Origin of the sequence: Parabacteroides massiliensis (assembly GCF_900155425.1) — a bacterium.
Classification (GTDB): Bacteria; Bacteroidota; Bacteroidia; order Bacteroidales; family Tannerellaceae; genus Parabacteroides; species Parabacteroides massiliensis.
The window spans coordinates 490,122-511,793 of record NZ_LT700191.1 but is presented as its reverse complement, the minus strand read 5'-3'; the positions used below and the strand labels follow the sequence as shown (position 1 = coordinate 511,793).

At 45.7% G+C, this 21,672-nt stretch carries 16 protein-coding genes; 1 reads left to right on the top strand and 15 read right to left on the bottom strand.

Features of this window, described 5'->3' with window-relative positions; translation table 11 throughout:
* Positions 1–52: 52 nt before the first annotated feature.
* A complete protein-coding gene (locus tag BQ9893_RS22565) occupies positions 53–430 on the top strand; it encodes a DUF5906 domain-containing protein (RefSeq protein WP_394333240.1) in 378 nt (125 codons plus the stop codon).
* Between the two features lie 1,003 nt (positions 431–1,433).
* Here BQ9893_RS22565 and BQ9893_RS13100 read toward each other — a convergent pair.
* From BQ9893_RS13100 to BQ9893_RS13030, 15 genes are all read right to left on the bottom strand, one after another.
* Entirely contained in the window at positions 1,434–2,567 is a 1,134-nt protein-coding gene (locus BQ9893_RS13100) for a PDDEXK nuclease domain-containing protein (protein WP_075967372.1), read from the bottom strand.
* Positions 2,568–2,716: 149 nt separating this feature from the next.
* Positions 2,717–3,457, bottom strand: coding sequence for a nucleotidyltransferase family protein (locus tag BQ9893_RS13095; protein ID WP_075966440.1), 741 nt, complete (start codon positions 3,455–3,457; stop codon positions 2,717–2,719).
* A complete protein-coding gene (locus BQ9893_RS13090; RefSeq protein WP_075966439.1) occupies positions 3,454–4,884 on the bottom strand; it encodes a RapZ C-terminal domain-containing protein in 1,431 nt (476 codons plus the stop codon). Before BQ9893_RS13090 ends, BQ9893_RS13095 begins: the two co-directional genes overlap by 4 nt.
* 182 nt (positions 4,885–5,066) lie before the next feature.
* Positions 5,067–6,401 (bottom strand): NADP-specific glutamate dehydrogenase, encoded by a 1,335-nt coding sequence (locus BQ9893_RS13085; RefSeq protein ID WP_075966438.1) that lies wholly within the window; start codon positions 6,399–6,401, stop codon positions 5,067–5,069.
* Between the two features lie 173 nt (positions 6,402–6,574).
* The gene (locus BQ9893_RS22445; RefSeq protein WP_075966437.1) at positions 6,575–6,757 is read right to left on the bottom strand and encodes a hypothetical protein; all 183 of its coding nucleotides are present in this window, start codon (positions 6,755–6,757) and stop codon (positions 6,575–6,577) included.
* A gap of 13 nt (positions 6,758–6,770) precedes the next feature.
* Positions 6,771–7,160 (bottom strand): putative signal transducing protein, encoded by a 390-nt coding sequence (locus tag BQ9893_RS13075; protein WP_075966436.1) that lies wholly within the window; start codon positions 7,158–7,160, stop codon positions 6,771–6,773.
* Between the two features lie 75 nt (positions 7,161–7,235).
* Entirely contained in the window at positions 7,236–9,560 is a 2,325-nt protein-coding gene (locus BQ9893_RS13070) for a TonB-dependent receptor (RefSeq protein ID WP_075966435.1), read from the bottom strand.
* Positions 9,561–9,644: 84 nt separating this feature from the next.
* Positions 9,645–10,226, bottom strand: a complete 582-nt coding sequence (locus BQ9893_RS13065; RefSeq protein WP_075966434.1) for a response regulator transcription factor — start codon at positions 10,224–10,226, stop codon at positions 9,645–9,647.
* Between the two features lie 11 nt (positions 10,227–10,237).
* The gene (locus tag BQ9893_RS13060) at positions 10,238–10,927 is read right to left on the bottom strand and encodes a helix-turn-helix transcriptional regulator (protein ID WP_208610825.1); all 690 of its coding nucleotides are present in this window, start codon (positions 10,925–10,927) and stop codon (positions 10,238–10,240) included.
* Positions 10,928–10,951: 24 nt separating this feature from the next.
* Positions 10,952–11,893 (bottom strand): sugar phosphate isomerase/epimerase family protein, encoded by a 942-nt coding sequence (locus BQ9893_RS13055; RefSeq protein ID WP_075966432.1) that lies wholly within the window; start codon positions 11,891–11,893, stop codon positions 10,952–10,954.
* A 3-nt stretch (positions 11,894–11,896) separates the two neighbouring features.
* Positions 11,897–13,288, bottom strand: coding sequence for a Gfo/Idh/MocA family oxidoreductase (locus BQ9893_RS13050; protein ID WP_075966431.1), 1,392 nt, complete (start codon positions 13,286–13,288; stop codon positions 11,897–11,899).
* A gap of 34 nt (positions 13,289–13,322) precedes the next feature.
* The gene (locus BQ9893_RS13045) at positions 13,323–14,906 is read right to left on the bottom strand and encodes an SUMF1/EgtB/PvdO family nonheme iron enzyme (protein WP_075966430.1); all 1,584 of its coding nucleotides are present in this window, start codon (positions 14,904–14,906) and stop codon (positions 13,323–13,325) included.
* A gap of 213 nt (positions 14,907–15,119) precedes the next feature.
* Complete coding sequence (locus tag BQ9893_RS13040; protein WP_075966429.1) at positions 15,120–18,218, bottom strand: beta-galactosidase, LacZ type; 3,099 nt, start codon at positions 18,216–18,218, stop codon at positions 15,120–15,122.
* A gap of 31 nt (positions 18,219–18,249) precedes the next feature.
* Entirely contained in the window at positions 18,250–19,416 is a 1,167-nt protein-coding gene (locus BQ9893_RS13035) for a Gfo/Idh/MocA family protein (RefSeq protein ID WP_075966428.1), read from the bottom strand.
* Between the two features lie 316 nt (positions 19,417–19,732).
* Positions 19,733–21,667, bottom strand: coding sequence for a RagB/SusD family nutrient uptake outer membrane protein (locus tag BQ9893_RS13030; protein ID WP_075966427.1), 1,935 nt, complete (start codon positions 21,665–21,667; stop codon positions 19,733–19,735).
* Between the last annotated feature and the right edge of the window lie 5 nt (positions 21,668–21,672).

The following is a 21,672-nucleotide window of genomic DNA, read 5'->3' as shown; positions in this document are numbered from 1 at the left end:
GAATAACCGAGGAAAGAGGTTGGAATGTCACTGAAATGGCTATCAATACTACGTGAACGGCAGCAAGGTGAAAAACGGTATTGTCCCCATTATGGGGCGAGTGACAATCAACGGGACTGTGGTGCAGTTCTGTTGCAAGCAGAGTGTCCCGAAAACGCTTTGGGACATCAAGGGCAACCGAGCCAAAGGCAAGAGCAAGGAGGCACGGGACATCAATCTGGCATTGGACAACATCAACGAGGATTTCCGCAGCCAGTTCAATTCCGACTGGGCAGGGAAGCTCCTTATCGTGGTGGATGAGGTGCTGCTCAACCGTAGGGAAGACAGCGAACGGTTGAAGAACCTCAGTACCACACTTTCCTACAAGGTGGAAGCAAAGGTAAAGACCGTGACGAAATCGGCAGAACCACCATGCAAGGCAGGTCGCTGAGAAAATCAAGGTCGAGCGCATACTTGCATTGCAGAATCAAATAAAAATATCATCTTTGCATTCGATATGACCTCCCACGCTTCCCGTAGAACAGCGCACCCGGGGAGGTCTTCGAGTTTTTATATAATAGTTTTGATAGGATTGGCTGATAAAACTGATTATATAAAGAGACCGTTGACCCTCGCCGAGCAAGTCGCACGGCTAAAACAACGGGGGCTTGTTTTCGATGATGAAAACGAGGCAATTGCTCAAATCCGACTGCCGTCTGCTTGACCTTAAAGATATGGGATTCCCCAAATACTGGCAATCGCTTTCTGTTTGGCGAGAAAAATAACAAACTCAGCGTTTCATAACGCTATAAAATAGTTTATCCGAGTGTCCTAGTAGCCCTTGATTCGTCAAATCAGATTTGTTGTTTTTATTTGTCTGAATGGTTATATATAGACATAATTGGCATTTTGAACAATAACCCCTGTTTTCTGCTTTTTCTCTTTCGATCAAAATATCAGAGCTTTTTAGTTTGATGTTTTGATGCTGTTTTTTCTGTTTGGCTGATAAACGGATATCTGAGACCGGCAGGAAATGAAAATATATTGTTTTGAGAGATATAGAAAAGGGATAAAAGCTTACATTTTGGAAAAGCTCAACCTCCTGAGATTTGTCTGTAGCAAAAAAGATTGGTGGCGGCTTTGGATATTTGAAAAGGGATTCAGGCCTTTATGGCCATGAAGACGGTCGTTATTGATATGAAGACGGTCGTCGTTGCCGTGAGATGCCGAGATCACCATGTATGAAGACGGTCGTCAAAGTAATGAAGACCGTCTTCGTAGGAAAAAACAGTGCACCTCACGGCAAGAAGGCCTTTTTTTAAGGAGAAAAACCTGAATTTAATGCAATTGACAAAAGATACGTTTCTTTGTTAAATAAACAATATTATACAATAAGTGTCTTCATCCACTTCTCTGCTGTTGCCAAAGTTTCCGGTTTGCCGACGTCTATCAGATTATAGTAATTTTTTCAGTTCTTCAATATTGGGCAATGCTTGTTTTAACTTCTCAGGCATTTCATCAGAAGTCTTGTATGTAGCAACACCTAATGGTTTGTTGTAGTCTTGGATAACATATTCCACATACTTTTTATCCGCACTCTTGCATAACACTATTCCGATTGATGGATTTTCGTGTGGTTTACGCATTTGGTCGTCCACTAAACGAAGGTAGGTACATAATTGCCCCAAATAAGAGGATTTGAATGCTCCTTTCTTTAGTTCAATTATTACAAGTGCGTTCAATTCCCGATTAAAGAATATCAAGTCGGGGAAATGTTCCACTCCGTATACCTCTAATTTGTACTGATTGCCGACAAATGCAAAGTCGCGACCAAAGGTGAGAATGAATTTTTTAATGTTGTGTATAATTTTCTGTTCTATTACTCGTTCATCAATATCTTCTTTATCACGTTCACCAAGTTCCTCTACATTGATAAAATCCAAAAGATATTCATCTTTGAACATCCCAATAGCTTTCAATGATTGTCGGGCATCTGGTATTTTCTGTATGAAGTTGTTTGCAATTTCTCCTTGATGATAAAACAAATCATCTTCTATTCTTGCCGCCAACACCTCTTTATTCCATTTATTTGCAAGGGCTTGGCGAATATAGAACAATCGTTCGGCAAGCGATTTGGTTTTGCGAACAATAATCATATGATGCGTAAATCCTAACCCCAAGAATGATGCAATATCAACACTCTCTTTTTGAGGGTTTTCGCAAGGAATCAACATTTGGGTATCTATTTCGCTAACTGTGGTTAGCGATTTATCATTTCCAATTCCGCTAACTACAGTTAGCGATTTCAAATCATCACACCAAGTCTCATAGAATTGACGCATAAATTTGATATTCGCTGCAGAAAATCCACGAAGTCCCGGTAGTTCTTTCTGTAGTTGTTCACTGATGGTTTCAATTGCTCCTTTCCCCCAAAAGCCCTTTCGAGAATTTTCTGAAACATATCTACCAATGCCATAATAAAGCGATAATTGCTCTTTATTCGCAATTGAAGCAGCACGATATTGACTTTGTAATATCGCTTCTTTGATAACCTTTACGGCTTCGGTATAAATTTGTACCCCGCTCATATCTCCTTGAATTTTCAACAAAGGTAAGGAAATATCACAAGATATCGCTTGTTTATGTACATGGCTATGGCAATACTTGTTTTGAAAAGTGAAAAACCTGAATTTAATGCAATTGACAAAAGATACGTCTCTTTGTTAAATAAACAATATTATACAATAAGTGTCTTCATCCACTTCTCTGCTGTTGCCAAAGTTTCCGGTTTGCCGACGTCTATCAGATGGAGATTTTCGTCAGCGTAAGCATGAATGTTGGTTTTGGCACAGATAGAGAGGTAGAAGTTGATGATCGAGAACTTGCCGGTCCATTCTTCCATCCAGTCGAATATTTGGGGAGACAATACATGTATTCCGCTGAAAGCATATTCGGTATATTGATTCGGATCGAAATCGGGGTAGAACGATTTTACTTCGCCTGTCTCACGGTTGCGCCAACCGCATAGTTTGTTTTCTTTATTGAAAAGCAAATAGCGGGAGGTGTTGCGTTTGCTGACTAATAATGTCGCCAATGGATTGGTCTCTACGTGATGGTTGTAAAGCGCACGGAGATCGATGTTGGACATGATGTCGACGTTATGTATCAAAAAAGGCTCGTTGCCTTGTAGGAACGGGGCGGCATGTTTGATGCCACCGCCGGTATCGAGCAGATAATCCCGTTCGTCGGAGATATAAATCTGGATACCGAAATTATTGTTGGCTGCCAGGAAGTCGATGATCTGGTCTCCCAAATGATGAACATTGATGGCTATCTGGTGAAAGCCGGCATCTTTCAATTTAAGAATCACATGTTCGAGCATTGGTTTCCCATTGATAGGAAGTAATGCTTTGGGGGTGTTGTCGGTCAGCGGTTTGAGACGTGTACCCAAACCCGCTGCGAAAATCATAGCTTTCATAATGTTGCGTTAAAAAGTTGTTCAATATTTTGTTCCCTGTGTACGAGGTCTACCTGGACGCCGAACTTGGAATGAATATGTTCCGCCATGTGTTGGGCGGAGTAGACCGAACGGTGTTGTCCTCCCGTACAACCGAAGCAAATCATCAGATTGGTGAATCCCCGGTCCATATAGCGTTTGACAGATGCATCCACGATTTCGTAAGCATGGTCCAGGAAACGGGTAATTTCTCCGTCTTCTTCAAGGAAACGGATCACCGGTTCGTCCAATCCTGTAAAATGGTTGTAACGTTCGTATTTACCCGGGTTATTGATGGCACGGCAGTCAAAGACAAATCCTCCGCCATTGCCACTCGGATCGTTGGGGATTCCTTTTTTATAGGCGAAACTGACAATCTTGACTTTAAGCGAATGTCTCTGGAGGTCGTCATAGAATTGAGACAGGTTGGTCAGTTCTCGTAGTACGGTACATAAATAGGGATACTCCGGATAGTCTTCTTTCAAAAGTTGCCGGAGGTTATCGATTGCGAAGGGAACACTTTGGATGAAATGAGGCTTCTTCTCGAAATATCCCCGGAAACCGTAGGCGCCCAAAACCTGTAAAGTCCTGAAAAGAACGAAATGGCGCAATTGCCGGAAGAAATGCTTTTCGTCTATTTCCATATACCCACGTAGCGCTTGCAGATAGTCGGTGATTAACTCTTGTCGCAATTCAGCCGGATATTTGGCTTTCGCTTGCCAGAGGAAAGAAGCGACATCGTAGTAGATCGGACCTTTGCGCCCTCCCTGGAAATCAATGAACCAAGGTTCGCCATCTTTTACCATCACGTTACGCGACTGGAAATCCCGGTACATGAATGTCGGCGTACAATCTTGCAACAAGACATCGCTCATTTTCTGGAAGTCATCTTCCAAAAGGTTTTCCTGGAATTCCATACCGGTCGCTTTCAGAAAACAGTATTTGAAATAGTTCAGATCCCAAAGGATCGAACGCTTATTGAATTCGGGTTGGGGGTAGCACCGGCTGAAATCGAAATTTTCCGCACCCTTGAATTGCAGAGTCGGCAGAAGCGTGATCGTTTTGCGCAGCAAAGACTTTTCCGTCTCATCGAAGAAGCAGCTTTTCCGCCCTTTCTCTATTGCATTAAAAAGCAAAACATCTCCCAAGTCTTCTTGGAGATAGAACGATTTATCTTCCGACCAGCAATAAACCTGGGGCACAGGCAATCCTTTTTCCCGGAAATGCGCAGCCATATAAATGAAGGCGTTGTTTTCCTCTATGGATGTTCCGCTGACACCGATCAGAGAAACGGGGCCCGACAATCTGAAATACCGGCGGTTGGAGCCGGAAGAGGATAACTCGGTTATTTCAGTCGCCGGTGAGCCGGTATGTGTCTGGTAAAGCTGTTTTAATTCTTCAGTTATCATGTCTTTTTATTTTCGGCACTAAAGTAACAAACAATTGACAATTGGCAATTGATAATTGATAATTTTCGTCTGAAAATAAAAAAGGCAGGCGTAACCGTTGTACCGGAACGCCCGCCTTCTTCTATAACCATTAATCTCTAATTGTCTCTCTCTTTAATTGTCAATTGTCAATTATCAATTGATTAAAGAATGCCCTGTGCCATCATTGCCTTGGCTACTTTCATGAAGCCGGCAACATTGGCGCCTTTCACGTAGTTTGTGTAACCGTCGGCTTGCTTGCCGTATTTTACACATTGTTCGTGGATATTCTGCATGATGCTTTTCAGCTTGGCATCTACCTCTTCGCTGCTCCAGCTCAGTTTCTGTGCGTTCTGGGTCATTTCCAGACCGGAAACGGAAACACCGCCGGCGTTAGCTGCCTTACCCGGAGCATACAGGATTTTAGCTTCGAGAAATGCATCGATAGCTTCAGGTGTAGAAGGCATGTTTGCTCCTTCCGATACGGCGATACAGCCGTTGGCAAGCAATGTCTTGGCATCTTCGCCGTTCAGTTCGTTCTGGGTTGCGCTCGGCATTGCGATATCGCATTTTTCTCCCCAAGGACGAGCTCCTGCTACATATTTGCAACCGTATTGCTCGGCATATTCACGGATACGGCCGCGATAGAGGTTCTTCAGTTCCATGATGTAATCCAGTTTTGCACGGTCGATACCGTCCGGATCATAGATGTAACCGTCCGAGTCGGACATCGTTACGACTTTAGCACCGAGGCTGATCAGTTTTTCTACTGTATATTGAGCTACGTTTCCTGAACCGGAAACGCAAACAGTCTTTCCTTTGATATCGATTCCCTTTGTGTTCAGCATTTCCAGCAGGAAGTAGACATTTCCGTAGCCGGTAGCTTCGGGACGGATCAACGAACCGCCGAATTCGCGTCCTTTACCGGTGAATGTTCCTGTGTTTTCGCGAGCCAGTTTTTTGTACATTCCGTACATATAGCCGACTTCACGTCCGCCAACACCTATATCGCCTGCGGGAACGTCTGTGTCCGGACCGATATGACGCCATAATTCCAATACGAAAGCTTGGCAGAAACGCATGATTTCAGCGTTTGACTTACCACGCGGGCTGAAGTCGGAACCACCTTTGCCACCACCCATCGGCAGAGTTGTCAAGGAGTTTTTAAAAGTCTGTTCGAAAGCCAAGAACTTAAGGATCGACTGGTTTACAGAAGCGTGGAAACGGATACCGCCTTTATACGGGCCGATTGCATTGTTATGCTGGATACGATATCCCATGTTGGTCTGGATCTGTCCTTTATCATCTGTCCAGGTTACGCGGAAAGAAAAAATACGATCGGGGATACAAAGACGTTCGATCAGATTGCTCTTTTCGAATTCGGGATGTTCATTGTAAGCTTCTTCGATTGTTTCTAATACTTCTGAAACTGCCTGATGATATTCCGGTTCATTCGGAAATCTTCTCTTTAAGTTGTCTAAAACTTCACTTGCCTTCATAGACTGATTTTATTTAGAATGTTATATTTTATAATATCAATTTGTTAATCGGCCGTTGCTCTTTTAACGACCTCGCAAAGGTAAGCTAAAATTTTATACAAACAAATATTTGAAAGAAAAAATGCATTAAAAATATCATTTCGGTATTTTAATCGAATAAAAGTAACCAAATGTTACTCCTCTCTTCGCCTTCTGCTCTTATAGATAGGGACGAACACAATGATAGCTGACGCTACGAGGGCAAAAATGATGTCGAAAGTTATCTTTTCGCTGTATACAAGCAGCATGTAACAAAGTACGCCCCACAAAAGAGTGATGCATACGGCTTGACTATTTGTAATCTTTCTGCGTGCCATAGTTTACATTTGTTTAGTTGGATGAAACAAGCGAGCCGAAATAAATGACCAGGGCCAGGAATACGGCTACAAGGATGAAAAGAACGATGATCTGCCTTTCGAGGGGGAGATGACGGAGGAACGGAACGTGGCGTGCCCAACCGGAAACGGCTTGAAGCTCCTCGGCTTCTTCGCCTTCTTCCGGGAGTTCGTATCCGTTTGCTTCCAAAATCTCCATTGCACGGGGCACTTCGCTTTCAAGCAGTTCGATGCGGATGCCGCCCATGTTGGCCGGGTACATGACCTGGCTCGTATATTCGTTTCTCAAATAACACTTGATCCCTTCCGATTTCAGGAGGGATTCGAGTATCTGTGCTTTTTCCGGTTCATAGAAACGGGCTATTTCAACGATTTTGTCTTCCATAATATATATAATGTTGTATAATGTAAACGATGATTTATCGAAGTAATTATATATATATCGAAGAATTATCGTTTATTAGAATGTTACTGTTATTTCGCCTCCGATCTGGAAAGGTTTGCCTTTCTGGATGAACGATTGGTTGAACGATTCGAAATAGAATGCCTGATAGTTCGTGTTGGTGATGTTGCGGCTCCACAGGTTCAGATTGACGATTCCCTTGCGGACACCCACTTTGGCATTGACGAGGCCGTAGAACGGCTGGCTGATGTCGTTTTTCTCTGTCCAGAAAATCTTGCCGGCTCCGGTGAACTGGGCGGATGCGGTAAACTGGTCGATCATTTTCCGGTGGAGCAGTTTGGTGTATTGCAACCCCATGCTGACGGTATGGCGCGGTGTGTAAGGAATGAAATTATCCTTACAGTCCGTTTTCACGATCTGGCTGTTTTCGTCCTTGTCCGTGAAGATGTAGTCGCGGAAAGTGGCACGGGTAAACCCATAGTTGAAGTCTGCGGTCAGCCCGTCCATGATACGGCCGCGCAGGCTCAGTTCCACGCCGTAACTGTATGCTTTTCCTCCGTTGGTAATCAGGCGCCCGCTGCCGTTCTCGGCAAAGCTGGTCAGTTGGATGTCGCGGATGTCCATGTAGAAGAGTGTCAGTTCTGCACTCAGCCTGCCTTGGATCAGTTCGCTGCGGATGCCGGTTTCATAATTCCAGCTATGCTCCGGTTTGTAGGAAGCGACCTCTTTCACTTCGCTCGGTTGCTCGGCTTTGTCGGGAGCGAATTGGGACATCAGTTCGTATTTGGCCTGCGCCTGAACCAGGTCGCCGAACATCTGCACGTTATATCCGCCTGTCTTATATCCTTTGGCGACCGATACATACGTGAATGTTTCGGGGGTGCACTGGTAACGGAGCGAAACTTTCGGCAAAACTTGCAGGAAATCCTGGGAGATGTTGCCGTCCATAGTTGTCGTGACCGGGAGTGTCATCTTCATCGGTCCCATTTCCACACCGATCTTCATGCTGTCTACCGCCGAGTGATAGTCCAGGCTGGCCTTCTCGTAGTCCAGACGGATACCGGCAGTGATGGAAAGGCCCTCGACGAAGAGGTTATTGTAGGTCGATTGGTGGAAGGCGGCGAAACCGTGAGTCGGGGTGTCGAAGTTTCCGGGAAAATAGATTTGGTTCAATTCGTCTCCCTGGACGGTCAGTTTCGGCGCTCTCGGGTTATTCGCCAGAATGTCGTCGAACGCTTTTTGCAAAATCCCTGTCAGTCCGTCTTTCTTGAAGACGACCGGACCGTCTGTGTTCAGGCTGTTATAAAAACCGTAGGCGCCGAAGCTCCATTGATAATTGCTTTTTGTATTGGATTTGATCACCAGTTCTTCGCTCCAGGCATATTGTTTCTGTTTTTGGTGGAGGGTGAAAACAGACCGTTCCGTATAGTCCTGGTCCATCTTCATGTCGTCTCTCAGATATTGGTAGGCCGTGGTGGAGGAGAGAATGAAACGGTTTGTTTTCCATTCCAGGTACAAACTGTTGTTCAGTGTACGCCGCCAGTAGGAACTCGGGTCGTTGATGCGGATCGGTTGCACAGTTCCGGTCTGCGGGTCGTATTTCCCGTAAGGGAAGGCTTTTTGGGTTACATAGTCATAGTTGAATGCATATTGCGCTTTCAGATGATCCGTAATATGCCAGTCCAGTTTGAAACGGCCGCCTGCCGATTCTTCTTTATCGGCTTTTGAACCGTTGTATTCGTTGATGAAAAAGCCGTCGTTACGGTCGTAATATCCGCTTAGCGAGATCCCTATGTTTTCTCCGAGTTTGCTGTATTGGGAAACTTTGGCTTGGGCCGTCCCGTAATTGCCCATCGACATCGAGACTTTTGTTCCTTGGTAATCGAGAGGAGAGAGGGTATAGATGTTGACGATGCCTCCCATAGCATTACGTCCGTAGAGCGTTCCTTGCGGTCCCCGTAAAACCTCGATGCGTTGGATGTCGTTCAGTTCGAAATCAAAAGCGCTTTTATCCAGGTAGGGGACGTTGTCGACATATAATCCGATGGATTGTCCGCTGCTCCGCGCTCCGATTCCACGTATATAAATGGCCGAAGTCATTTTCGAACCGTAGTCCGGCATGTAAAGGTTGGGGACGAAAGCACTGATATCCTTGAGGGCGTCTATCTGCCTGGCTGCTATCGCTTGGGGAGAAAGAATGGATATGGCTCCGGGGAGAGTACGAAGGTCGTTCGTCTCTTTGGTGGAAGAAGTGATGATCACCTCACCTATGTTATAGGTCTTGATCGTGTCGTTTACATTTTCATTCGTCCGTTCGGCTTTAATCGGTTGCAAACACATAAAAGTGCCTGCAACAAGGATATACAGATAGCGTAGATTCATCGTATTAATTATGAATTGTTAGTATTTTACGACTGCAAAGGAACGGTAAAGATGAATGGGAATCAATCACTACATGTAGTGATTTTAAAGTTCGATGTCATCGCCTGAAATAATGCCGTTCATAATGGCATAGAAGGTGAGTCCCGAAACGGTTTTGATTCCGAGCTTGGTGGTGATGTTCTTGCGGTGGCTGAGGACAGTGTTCAGGCTGATGTTCAGCTTATCGGCGATTTCTTTGTTGGTACTGCCTTTGACGATTAGCTGGAGGACATCTGTTTCGCGGGTGGACAGTTCTTTGTTGCTTTCGCTGGAAATGCTGTTGTTATCACCGGTGAAAAGTTGTTCCAGTTGTTCGATGATGATTTCTTGCGAGGCCTTGATCGTGATATGGTTAGTAGTAGCCGATACTCCCCCTTCGCTTTCCACACCGTCGATCAGGATCATTGTCTTGCTCCGGCGAGGGAGGAAAAAGTCTGCATAAAGGACAAATGATGCAGCATTTGTGAAATAGTAATCGAACGTATCGTTGCCGGAAGCCGATAACGCCTCGAATGTGGGGTAGTGGCTGATCTCTACCGGAGGAAAATAATCGGTCAGCATGCTTTGCAGGCCGATACTCTGTAGCGTGTCGGGCAATATAATCGCTATTTGCTTGTTGCGATGCATCCGGTTGTTTATTAAATACACAACTTTTCCATAGCCGAAACCATCGGTGTCAGTATCCGGTAGCGGATGCGGTTGTGTTGTTTGATATCTTTTTCCAGGCTGCTGATGGCAAATATAACAGCGTAACACAAGTTTTCGTTATAGTCGCCGGAAAGATGCTTGACCATGATGCTTTTCAGATCTGCCAACAGGGCCTCTATCGGGTCTTCCAATCGTTGTTCCGTTCCGAGATGTAATGCTTCTATCTGCCCGGAAGATTGATACTCTTTCAGCTTTTCGCTTAATGACAGGCAATAGGGGAACCAGATTCGGTCGTCCTTTTCGATACGGGAGGTCAGCTCTTCTTTGAAAGAAGAGAAAAACTTACCGATCAGGTTGAGGATGTTGTTTCCCGGCGTACTCATCGATATGAACGAACCGAGATGCCTTTCTATATTTGGGATTTGGTAACGCTGGTAATACTGATTGGTTTTAGTCAGATAATCGATGATTTGTGAGGTATGGAACGTTTGTAGTTTCTTTTCCGGGAAATATTCTTCGTTGAGGAACGTGTTGATCATCATCAACAGGAAATCGGTATCCAACCGGTATTCTTCACAAACAGCCTTGACCGATTTGTCGCCTAAACCCAGGCGGATTCCAAAACGGTTAATGACAGGAATGAGTGAGGGGTGCTCTTCCACCACCTCACTCATTTGCATATTAGGATAGACTAATGGCATATTTTATGCTTCTTCCCATTGTTTACGTAGCAATTCCACTGCGGCAGGAACCAAAACATTCCGGTCTCCCTGACATCCGCATTCGAAACTTACATATTTGTCGTAACCCAACATTTTCAGTCCTTTGAAGCCGTTGACATAGTTGTCTGCTTCTCCGTCTTCACCCGGCATGCTGCGGCGTTTACGGCTGGCTACGTGGACATGTTGCAGGTATTCGCCTGCAGAAAGGAATGCTCCCATATCAGACGTTTCTTCCCAGGTCATGTGCCAGAAGTCACCCATACAGCGTACACCCGGATTGTTGATGTCGCGGCAGATAGAAGCGGCATCCGCTACCTGGCGGAGATAGAATGCTTCTTTTCTGTTGAGCGGTTCAAAGATGACTGTTGTCCCGTGTTCTTTTGCGAAGTTGCCCATCTCGTTGAACTGTTCGCACAAGAAGTCACGTGTCTCTTGTGTATGAGGCATAGCCGGTTTCTGACCGTTGAAAGCCGGAACGATAATCACTCCCGTAGAACCTAATTCGCCTGCTGGAGCAATGATCTCTTTCATCGTATCCATACACTGCTTTTGGATTGCCGGATCTGTCGAGAGGATGAAACCCTGGAAACCTGCACAGATGGCGCTCACTTGGATATTGCGCCCGTTCAGTGCTTCCTTGATCTCTTTTACACGATCTTTCAGGCCGCGTCCACCCGGTTCAAAACCTACAACGCCTAACTTTTCCATGTAGTCAAACTTTTCGTTGAGGTTGTCACCCGGTGCGATCCCTTCCTGAAAAGATAATTTCAACTCGGCTTTGCAGTTGGGGCATGATCCCTTTTCTGCCGTACAACCTTCTGCAGAAGCGACTTTGCCGCCGCAAGCAACAAGAGCTGAACTACCGGCTGCTACAGCTGCGCCAGCCAGAGTTGTTTTTAAAAAATTTCTTCTGTTCAGTACCATATATTATTTTTTCTTTTCTTCACGAGGTTTTCCCGGAACCGGAACCGTAAATCCGCTCATATCCATCTTACCTAAGTTCAAGTCTTTCGGAGTGTAATCTATAGGTGAAGCGGTCATGGCATCCCATGTTGTTTCTGCTCCTGTATATGCTGATTCACGTCCCATGATAGCTGCCATGTTGGCTACTGCTGTTTCGGAAGCCTGTTCGATAGGTTTGCCGCCACGGATACAGTTTACCCAGTTTACATGTTCCAATACGTACGGATTGGTCTGTTTGTATTGGGCTTTTTCTGCTTCCGAATCGTATTTCCAAACAACGTTACCGGCGTTGTCCTTGATTACTGTTTCACCGTTGGCAGTAGACCATGAACCCTTTGTTCCTTGAATAAATTCGCTTACATTGTTCACGCATCCGTCGATCTGGCGACACATACTGTGCATGTGGATACCGTTCTCCATCGTGAAATCAATGCTGAAGTTGTCATACTGGTCACCAGTGATACGACGCTGACGAGAACCGAAACCAACGGCCTTAACCGGTTTCAAACCGCTGAACCATGTAAATACGTCGATGTTGTGTACATGCTGTTCTACGATATGGTCTCCGGATAACCATTTCCAGTTTACCCAGTCTTTAATCATGTATTCGCAATCGTTCCATTCTTTCTGACGTTCGCGGAACCAAAGCATGTTCTGATTCCAGTAAACGATACCGCCAGTGATTTCACCAATAGCACCTTCCATGATCTTCTTGTATGATTCGACATAGTTACGCTGGTGGTGACGCTGTGTACCTGTTACAACACACAGATTCTTGGCCTGTGCCTGTTTTGCAGTAGCCATAATCGTACGATAACCTACCGGGTCTACACAGATCGGTTTTTCCAAGAAGCAATGTTTTCCTTTTTCAACAGCATATTGGAAATGTACCGGACGGAATACGGGAGGAGTTGCTATGATGACAACATCAACACCGCTATCGATCAATTGTTTGTATGCATCCAAACCAACGAAGCGTTTGTCTTCGGGAATATTACATCCTTTTTCTTTCAGTTTGTCTGCCAAAGCGTCTACACGTTCCTTGAATGTATCGGCAACAGCAACCACTGTTACGCCGTTTGCTGCGTCCAGGAAGTTTTCTGCAGCACCGGAACCACGTCCGCCGCAACCGATAATACCGGCTTTCAGCTCTTTTCCGTCCGTTGCTTTGTCAGGCAATTCCGGAATGTAGTAAGTACCGGGTTCTTTCAAAGGCTTGTTTGCTGCTGCACTTTCGCTGCCACCTGCACATGAGGTTAATACACTTGCACTGCCAGTACCGATTGCACCCAGTGCGCCGGCCATAGCTGTACTTTTTAAAAACGATCTTCTGCTGATACTGTTTTCTCTCTTCATGATATAGTAATTTTAGGTATTAATTAACCATTTATTATTTCGCTCCAATTGCCGGATCCGGTTCGCAAACCACACGGAAACCGATACCGCGGATATCCGAATACCACCAGATACTCTTCGGTTGCTGCGGGTCTGTCTTCAACCAGGCGTCATGCTTGGTGTAGTCGCGAGCTGCAGAACGGACATCTGCTGCATCGGACGTGTAGTTGCCACCGCGAACAACCCATTCTTCTCCTTCTGTGACTAACGGGTCGGTCACGTTTTCGCCACCTTTGCCGTAAGCCTGCGGATCATATTTGTCGGCACAATATTCCATTACGTTACCCAACATGTTTTTCAAACCGAACGGGTTCGCTTTCACTTCTCCCGGTTCCTGAGTCCTGTTCTTGCTGTTCTTCGCGTAAATCACGAATGAACTGATGCTGTCTGTTTTTGCATCGAAGAACTTACGCCAGAATCCCTCGTCTGAAAAATCTTTCGGATTCCCGGTGAAGAAATAAGGAGTTTCCGTTCCTCCACGGGCTGCATATTCCCATTCTGCTTCGGTCGGCAGACGGTATTTCTTTCCTGTTTTTTTAGACAACCACTGGCAGAATGTTTCTGCAGCATAGTGGGTCATTGTGATAGCCGGACGATCACCGCCACCCCATCCTTGATCGGGGAAACCGAACGGAGGAGTCGGGCCGGAAATGGCATCGACATCAGGATTGCTGTTGTTTGCATATACGGTTTCGGGAGGAGTACGTCCTTCACTCATGGTTTGTCCGTAGAAAGCCCAGTATTGATCCCAAGTGACTTCTACTTCTGCCATGAAGAACGGACTGACCGTAACGTTTCGGACCGGAGCTTCATCTGCCTTATGGAACGGTTCTTTATCGGGGCTACCCATTTTGAATGTACCGCCCGGAATGGCAACCATTTTGAAAGCGACGGCCGTACCCGGTATTTGTTCCGTATAGTCGGTAAAAGAGGTGACCGGTGTCGCTGTCTTGAAATAAAGGCTGGTGTCGATGGCAGCCGTGGCGGCACCGGGAATGCCGGCTAATTTGCCGTGCTTGTAATCCGGATTGTAGTGTCCGGCGTCGAGGTGACAGCTGATACACTGCAGGTCCAATTTCTTTTCGTTTTCGTCATAATAAAGGTGAGCTGTGATGCCATCTTGGTTAATCCCTTCCGGGAACAGGTTCTGATGGCATTCTTTACAGGATTCGTTCGGAATAAATTTGACGGCATGTTCCAGTTCCGACTTGGTGTTCCAGTCGAAATCCGCACTGTCTTTTGTCATGAAAGACCATACGTCTTTCAAGCCTAATTTGGCTTTAGCCGTATAATGATTCCAAGTGTCGCTTTGAGGCGGAAGGTGACAAGCAACACAATGAGTTTTAACGCCACTTCCGTTATTTACATGTTTGGAAAGTTTCCAACTGTCTTCTGCATGCGGGTGAACATGGCACATCATACAGGATTCATCGGAAGAAAAGTAAACAGATGTTTTGTATACGGCAACCATGATGCCTGCACCAAGAAGTAGCCCGACTAAAAGAAAGAAAGTTTTTCCTTTGAAAAATTTCCCTCTTTTCCCGGAAGGATAACGATTAGAATTGTTGTTAGTAGCCATTTGTTTTATGGTAAACGATTTTACAATTAGTCCTGAATTAGATTTAAAAATCGGCAATAAAAGTAGTTCTTTTCTATATAAAATAAAAGTTTATACCCGCTATTTAACGAAATATGTATAGAGGTTATGCTTTTTTATCAATTTTTTGTAAAGGAGAGCTTATCCCCTTATTTCCATTGAAGAAGAGGGGACAAGCTCTTTTATTATTACTGTTTATAAATTGGATTGAATCGGTTTCATGATGAATGTGAATTCATAATCTCCGTAATGGATACGGTATTGTTCCATTGGCAGCGCTCCCCAACTGTTGATACATCCCAATCCCATTTGTACCTTGTCGATACACATGTTGGTGTAGTTGACCTGAGGCACAAGTTCGGAATGTCTCTGGTCTTTCCGTACTCCATCGTCGAGTGATTCGATCGAGTAATGCAAAGCCGAAGCCGAGAACGGAGCTTCCGAAATGAACATAAGTCCGTTGCCACCCTTGTTGGTCTGTTTCCACCAGCGGATATCCGTTTTAGTCCCTGTTTCCTGCGGGCGGATATAAGAGTAGAACTGTTCGTCTACAGTCTGCCTGTAATTACCCAGGTCGGTGACATTGTTACGGTCTGAATAGTTTTCGATCGGACCTCTGCCGTAGTAGTTGATCTGGTCCAAACATTTAGGCATCTGCATCTGCATGCCGAAGCGGAACATGTCGGAAACTTCTGCCGATTTGTCGGCCACCATTTTTTGTGTGACTTTTACCGCGCCCTCATTATTGACCGTATAAGTCAGGTACAATTTGGCCTTTACGGCATCCATTGTATATTCAGCCTTTACGGTAGCCATGTCGTTTTCGATTTTGTTTGTCAGAGAAACCAGTTTCAAGCCCGGTTCTTTCCAAGCGGCATATTTGTTTTGCAGGTTGGCCCCCATATCGTTGTCGGTCGGAGCACGCCAGAAGTTCGGAGTCAATTTGCCGTCTTCTTTCAGCATCGTCATGCCGTTTACGTCGTATCTGCACAGGAACCCGTCATGTTTGTCGAAATCCATGCGGAAGTTTTCTCCTTCAACGATCAGATAATTGATGTCATTGTCTTTAATGGTCGGGATGACAGTCGCAATGTTCACTTGGTGTACATTCTGCAAATCCAGTTCCGGAGCATTGTATGGACGGATGACCAGTTGGTTTTTAGCCACGGTGTAGCCGGCAGGCAGCAATGTTTCCGCTTTTTTCAGTTTAAAGGCCACATTCAGCAAGAGCTCTTTACATTTGCAAATGCCGTCTGTGCTGTAATTCAGTTTTATGGACTTGGTCTGTTGCGGAGCTACTTCCAAGTCTTTGACCATACCGGTCTGAACTACTTCGCCGTTAGCCAGCAATTCCCATTCGGCATAGTAGCCGTCCAGGTTACGGAAGAAGTTCTCGTTGTATACGTTTACGATACCGTTAGCCAGGTCGGAAGGGGTCACCCAGATGGACTGGTAGATATGGCCGACTTCGTGCATATGCGGATTCGGTTTGCGGTCCGGGCTGATCAAGCCATTGTCCATAAAGTTGTTGTCGGAAGCGTCATATTTGTTCCAGTCGCCGCCATAGGCATAGAACGGCGCACCGTCTTTTGTTTTCCAGCGCAAAGACTGATCCACGAAATCCCAGATGAACCCACCTTGGTATTTCGGATATTTGCGGATCAGGTCCCAATATTCTTTGAACCCGCCTTGCGAATTGCCCATTGCATGTGCATATTCGCATTGGATAAGCGGTTTGTCGATATCTCCTTTGCAATATTCTTCACTTGCTTTATAGTCGCGGTACATCGGGCAATAGATATCGGTGAATTCGCTTGTCCGGGCCTGTTCATATTGTACGGCACGTGATTTGTCTTCGTTCTTGATCCAAGTATAACAAGCCTCGAAGTTCGGTCCCATGCCGGCCTCATTGCCTAAAGACCAGAAAATGATGGACGGGTGGTTGTATCCGCGTTGTACGTTGCGTTGGTTTCGTTCCAGATGTGCTTTGGCAAACAATGGATTTTTGGCTAACGTCTTGTCGCCATACCCCATTCCGTGTGATTCCACGTTTGCCTCAGCAACGACATAAATACCGTATTTGTCGCAAAGGTCATACCATAGGTTGTTGTCAGGATAGTGGCACGTACGGACGGCGTTGATGTTGTATTCCTTCATCACCTTGATATCCTGGATCATGCGTTCCGGAGATACGATGTAGCCTTTGTCCGGATCCATTTCGTGGCGGTCGGCTCCTTTGAACAAAACAGGTTGTCCGTTTACCAATATCTGGGCATTTTTCAATTCGATCTTACGGAAACCGACTTTTACCGGAATGACTTCGGTGGAGTTGTTTCCGTCTTTCAATGTCGCGATCAACGTATAGAGAACCGGAGTTTCGGCAGTCCATTTTTCCGGATTGCTTACAGCCATGTCGGTCGTGACTTTCCCGGAACCTTTGACCGACGAGGTGGCAACTTCCTTGCCTGCCTTGTCCAACAGTTTCAGGTCGACTGTTCCGCTGCCTTTCAGGTTCAGTGAAACAGTCAAAGTCCCGTCTTTATATTGCGCATCCAAATCGGGAGTCACGCGGATGTCCTGGATGTGTTTCGGGTTGCGGGCATAGAGGTAGCAATCGCGGCCAACACCGGAGAGGCGGAGGAAATCCTGGTCTTCCAGATAAGTCCCGTCACACCAGCGGAACACCTGGAATGCGATCAGGTTCTTTCCGGGTTTCAGGTATTTGGTCAGGTTGAATTCGGCTTCCAATTTGCTGTCTTCGCTATAGCCGACAAACTGCCCGTTCACCCAAAGATACATGTTTGACGTGACAGAACCGAAATGGGCGAAAATTTCCTTCCCTTTCCAGTCTGCCGGAACTGTGATTTCTTTGCGGTAAGAACCTACGTGGTTGTTTTCCGTCGGGACTTCGGGCGGGTTGTTTTTGAACTGGCTTCTCCAGGGATATCCAACATTCACATAAATCGGATCTCCATAGCCGTTCAGTTCCCATAAGCCGGGAACTTTCAAATCATCCCATCCTTTATCATTGAAATTCATCTGATAGAAATCTGTCGGGCGCATATCTGCATTTTTTACCCAGAAGAATTTCCAGTTGCCGTTTAAGGTCATAAAATTTCCGGAAGATTCCTTGCATCCTTTCATGGCTTTGTTTTCGTCTTCGTATGCGAAATAGTGGGTATGCATAGGAGCCCTGTTGATTTCGTTGACGTTAGGGTCTTTCCACTCGTTTTTTTGAGCGAAAGCTGCCGTCCCGAGCAGGGACAGGCAGCAAGCAAGTACGTTTAGTTTCATAAGATGTTATTTATTACGTTTTTTCGGGATTTCAATCAATCCATTTTTGCCATTTTACATTGTCGTTATATCCGGCTTCAACCATTGTTTCAATGAATTGCATGCCTCTCACGCCATCGTATACGGTCGGGAAGTCCAAGCAGTCTCCACTGGGCGTTTCGCCGTTTTTGATCGCTCTGACGGTCAGTGAGAAATTACGGTAGATATTGGCAAAAGCTTCGATGAAACCTTCCGGATGTCCTGCCGGTGTTCGGGTGTTCCACAGGGCTTCGGGGGTCAGGTAGCCGTTGTTGCCAATATTCAATATTTCAGTCGGGCGGTCTCTCCATTTCAAGGTCAGCGTGTTCGGCTCCATCTGGCGCCATTCCAATCCGCCTTTTTCACCATAAACACGGATACGGATATTATTCGCTTCGCCTGTCCCGATCTGGGTAGCGGTCAAAACGCCTGTCACATCGTTTTCGTAGCGGAGGAATGCTGCTCCGTCGTCGTCGATCGGACGTCCGGGGACGAATGCTTTCAGGTCGGCACAAAGTTCCTTGACTTTCAGGCCGGTAATATATTCGCTCAAATGCCAGGCATGTGTACCGATATCGCCTATGCAGCCCGCTTTGCCGGAACGCTTCGGGTCTGTGCGCCATCCGGCGTTGTTGCCTCCCAACAATTCGATACGTTCGGAAAGCCATCCTTGTGTATATTCCACATAAACGCGGCGTAATTTTCCGAGTTCGCCTTTTGCAATACGGGCTTTTGCTTCTTTTACAGCCGGGTAGGCCGAGTATACATGTGTCAGAGCCAGCACGAGCCCCGTTTCTTCCACTTTTTTCTGCAGTTGTTTGGCCTCTTCGAGCGAGAACGTCATCGGTTTATCCACGACCACATGGAACCCTCTTTCGAGCGCCATCATAGCCGGTTCGAAATGCCAGCGGTTGGGAGTCACGATCGTGACGAAATCCATCCGTTCTCCTTCCGGCAAGGTCATTTCGTGTTCGAACATTTCTTTGTAAGTGCTGTAAATCCGGTCTTCCGGCAAGAAGTAAGATAAACCGGAACTTTTGGATATTTCAGGGTCTACGCTGAAACATCCGCAAACTAATTCAATCTGATTGTCCATAAAGGCTGCGCGACGGTGGATCGCTCCGATAAAGGCGTCACTTCCTCCGCCAACCATTCCCATTCTTAATTTTCTGTTCTTCATGATATTATTAAATTAGTAATTCTATGAATTGAGATATTGCCCAAAATTACAAAATGTTGTAATAAGTACAATGTGTTTTGCAATAATTAATTAGCCGTGTGTAGCGTATGCATCGCTTGTAACAAAACTTGGCCAGCTCTTTGTTCAGATAAAAATGTCGTGTCGAAGCAAGAGTATGCAGATTCAGAGGCTTTGGCATTGGACGCAGAACGAATTCTTGACAGTGAAGATAAATTTGTGTATGTTTTATAGTTGGGGCTGAGCCGTTAATCTGAATTACGGCACAGCCCCAATCTGATTTGTTTAGGAATATATATTATTCATAATACGGGTTTTGTGCAATTGCCGGATTACGTAATGTCTCTTCTAACTTGATGGGTGCGAAATACATCTTGTTGTCCCATTTCCGTTTCTCAATATAGTTCAGATTTAGAACAGTCCAGGTGTAATTGTAGACTTCTTCGTCATGAACATACGGTAAAGAGGCTGTCTTGCCCGGTTTCAGGCGACCGACGATTGAGATACCGGTTAATTTCTTGTTCCCGATTTCCGGTGCAATCATCCAGCGACGTATGTCGTAATAACGTGAATGTTCATAAGTTAATTCGACACGACGTTCATGGCGCAAGAATTCACGCAGGTCACTCTGGTTGAATGCCTGTCCGCGAACAGCTAATGTTGCTTTGGTGTCCGGGCGGCCGATACGTCCGCGGAGAGCGTCCAGATAACTTACGGCTTCGTCTAATTTGTTTAATTCGATGCAAGCTTCTGCTGCAATCAAATACATTTCAGCCAAGCGGATGTAGGGCATCGGGCAAGTTTGGAAGTTGTGTTCGTTGGCAGAAACGGAACCGTCGATCAATTTCTTTTCCAAATAGCCGGTGTAAGTTCCGTTCCAGTTCTCGATCTGACTCATGCGGGTATCAACGCCGACCATGCCATTGAATTTTTCCTGTTTGATAGGATTGTTATCGTCATCGACCGAATATACAGCATTGACGTTATTACCGCCTTCACTTAACTCATAATAACCGAATTGCAGGTTGCCCAGTGGAGTAGCGTCGAACACGGCTCCATCGGAAGCTCTGGGACGTCCCCATTCTGCACCATCATAACCGATAGTTGCGTAGAAACGCGGTTCACGGTTCATATACGGATTCTCGGTAGTCGATTCACCCGGCTTCAACAGTGTGTTCAGGATTTTTCCATCTTCCGTTTCAAATGCCATCACCAAATCATGTGTCGGAGCTGTTCCTGCCCAGTTGTGATAACCGTTCGGCCCATGTAACAAAGCTACACGGTTCCGGACCCAGTTGTCTGCATTCAAATCTTTGTTTACATACTGTTTGGACCAGATGGTCTCTTCGTTATTTGTGATAATGATGTTATGGAATTTTTCTGCGATTTCCTTGATTGTACCAGCATTGCAGTCGATCAAAGAGTAATTTCCGTCATTGATAACATCTTTAGCCGCATCTAACGCTTGTTGATACAAAGCCTGACGGTCACCGGCATATTGGTTGCATTCTAATTTGTTGACGGTGCGGTCTGCAAACAAAGGACTGGCTACATGCAGTAACAGACGTGCTTTTAAGGCTTTGGCTGCACCTTTGGTCGCACGACCTAAATTAGTTCCGGTTTGTTGTTCCGGTAATAGGTTGATAGCTTGTTCGATGTCTTTCAGGATAAAATCCATTACATCTGCGACATTGGCACGCGGTAGCTCTAAGGCCGAGGCTTCTTCGATGCTATACACTTTGTCGACGATGGGTACGCCACCGAAACCACGGAGTAACTCTGTGTAGATATATGCCCGAAGGAAATAAGTCTCTCCCTTCAATACGCTTATGTTAACACCTGTTTTTTCGGGTACGTTGTCGATATTGGCCAAAACCAAGTTGGCACGATAGATTCCTTTGTATTGTTTGCTCCATTTGAACGGGCAGTCGTCACGATCGTAAGCGGCCAAGTTGCTGGGGGAGACTGTTGCCTCGTTGATATCACGGCATCCATACACGTGCGTAAAGAAAGCATCGTCTGTCCAGGCATCGGGATTTACTTCTTGTGCTATATCGCATACATACGAATAGACATCGTTAACAACTGTTTTTGCCAAATCAGCATCCGACCAGACTGTTGTTTCGTCATACTGGTCTTCAGGTGTCAGATCCATGAAGTCAGAACAAGAGCTGAGTGAAAGTGTCAGTCCCGCTGCTGCCGAAAGGCAGATATATTTCAATTTTGTTTTCATAATAA

Excerpts from the sequence above, each read along its gene's own strand:
- BQ9893_RS13055 (WP_075966432.1), bottom strand. The coding sequence starts at position 11,893 with ATGGTACTGAACAGAAGAAATTTTTTAAAAACAACTCTGGCTGGCGCA.
- BQ9893_RS13095 (WP_075966440.1), bottom strand. The coding sequence starts at position 3,457 with ATGAAAGCTATGATTTTCGCAGCGGGTTTGGGTACACGTCTCAAACCG.
- BQ9893_RS13065 (WP_075966434.1), bottom strand. The coding sequence starts at position 10,226 with ATGCATCGCAACAAGCAAATAGCGATTATATTGCCCGACACGCTACAG.
- BQ9893_RS13045 (WP_075966430.1), bottom strand. The coding sequence starts at position 14,906 with ATGGCTACTAACAACAATTCTAATCGTTATCCTTCCGGGAAAAGAGGG.
- BQ9893_RS13040 (WP_075966429.1), bottom strand. The coding sequence starts at position 18,218 with ATGAAACTAAACGTACTTGCTTGCTGCCTGTCCCTGCTCGGGACGGCA.
- BQ9893_RS22445 (WP_075966437.1), bottom strand. The coding sequence starts at position 6,757 with ATGGCACGCAGAAAGATTACAAATAGTCAAGCCGTATGCATCACTCTT.
- BQ9893_RS13035 (WP_075966428.1), bottom strand. The coding sequence starts at position 19,416 with ATGAAGAACAGAAAATTAAGAATGGGAATGGTTGGCGGAGGAAGTGAC.
- BQ9893_RS13070 (WP_075966435.1), bottom strand. The coding sequence starts at position 9,560 with ATGAATCTACGCTATCTGTATATCCTTGTTGCAGGCACTTTTATGTGT.
- BQ9893_RS13085 (WP_075966438.1), bottom strand. The coding sequence starts at position 6,401 with ATGAAGGCAAGTGAAGTTTTAGACAACTTAAAGAGAAGATTTCCGAAT.
- BQ9893_RS13050 (WP_075966431.1), bottom strand. The coding sequence starts at position 13,288 with ATGAAGAGAGAAAACAGTATCAGCAGAAGATCGTTTTTAAAAAGTACA.
- BQ9893_RS13075 (WP_075966436.1), bottom strand. The coding sequence starts at position 7,160 with ATGGAAGACAAAATCGTTGAAATAGCCCGTTTCTATGAACCGGAAAAA.
- BQ9893_RS13090 (WP_075966439.1), bottom strand. The coding sequence starts at position 4,884 with ATGATAACTGAAGAATTAAAACAGCTTTACCAGACACATACCGGCTCA.
- BQ9893_RS13060 (WP_208610825.1), bottom strand. The coding sequence starts at position 10,927 with ATGCAAATGAGTGAGGTGGTGGAAGAGCACCCCTCACTCATTCCTGTC.
- BQ9893_RS13030 (WP_075966427.1), bottom strand. The coding sequence starts at position 21,667 with ATGAAAACAAAATTGAAATATATCTGCCTTTCGGCAGCAGCGGGACTG.
- BQ9893_RS13100 (WP_075967372.1), bottom strand. The coding sequence starts at position 2,567 with ATGAGCGGGGTACAAATTTATACCGAAGCCGTAAAGGTTATCAAAGAA.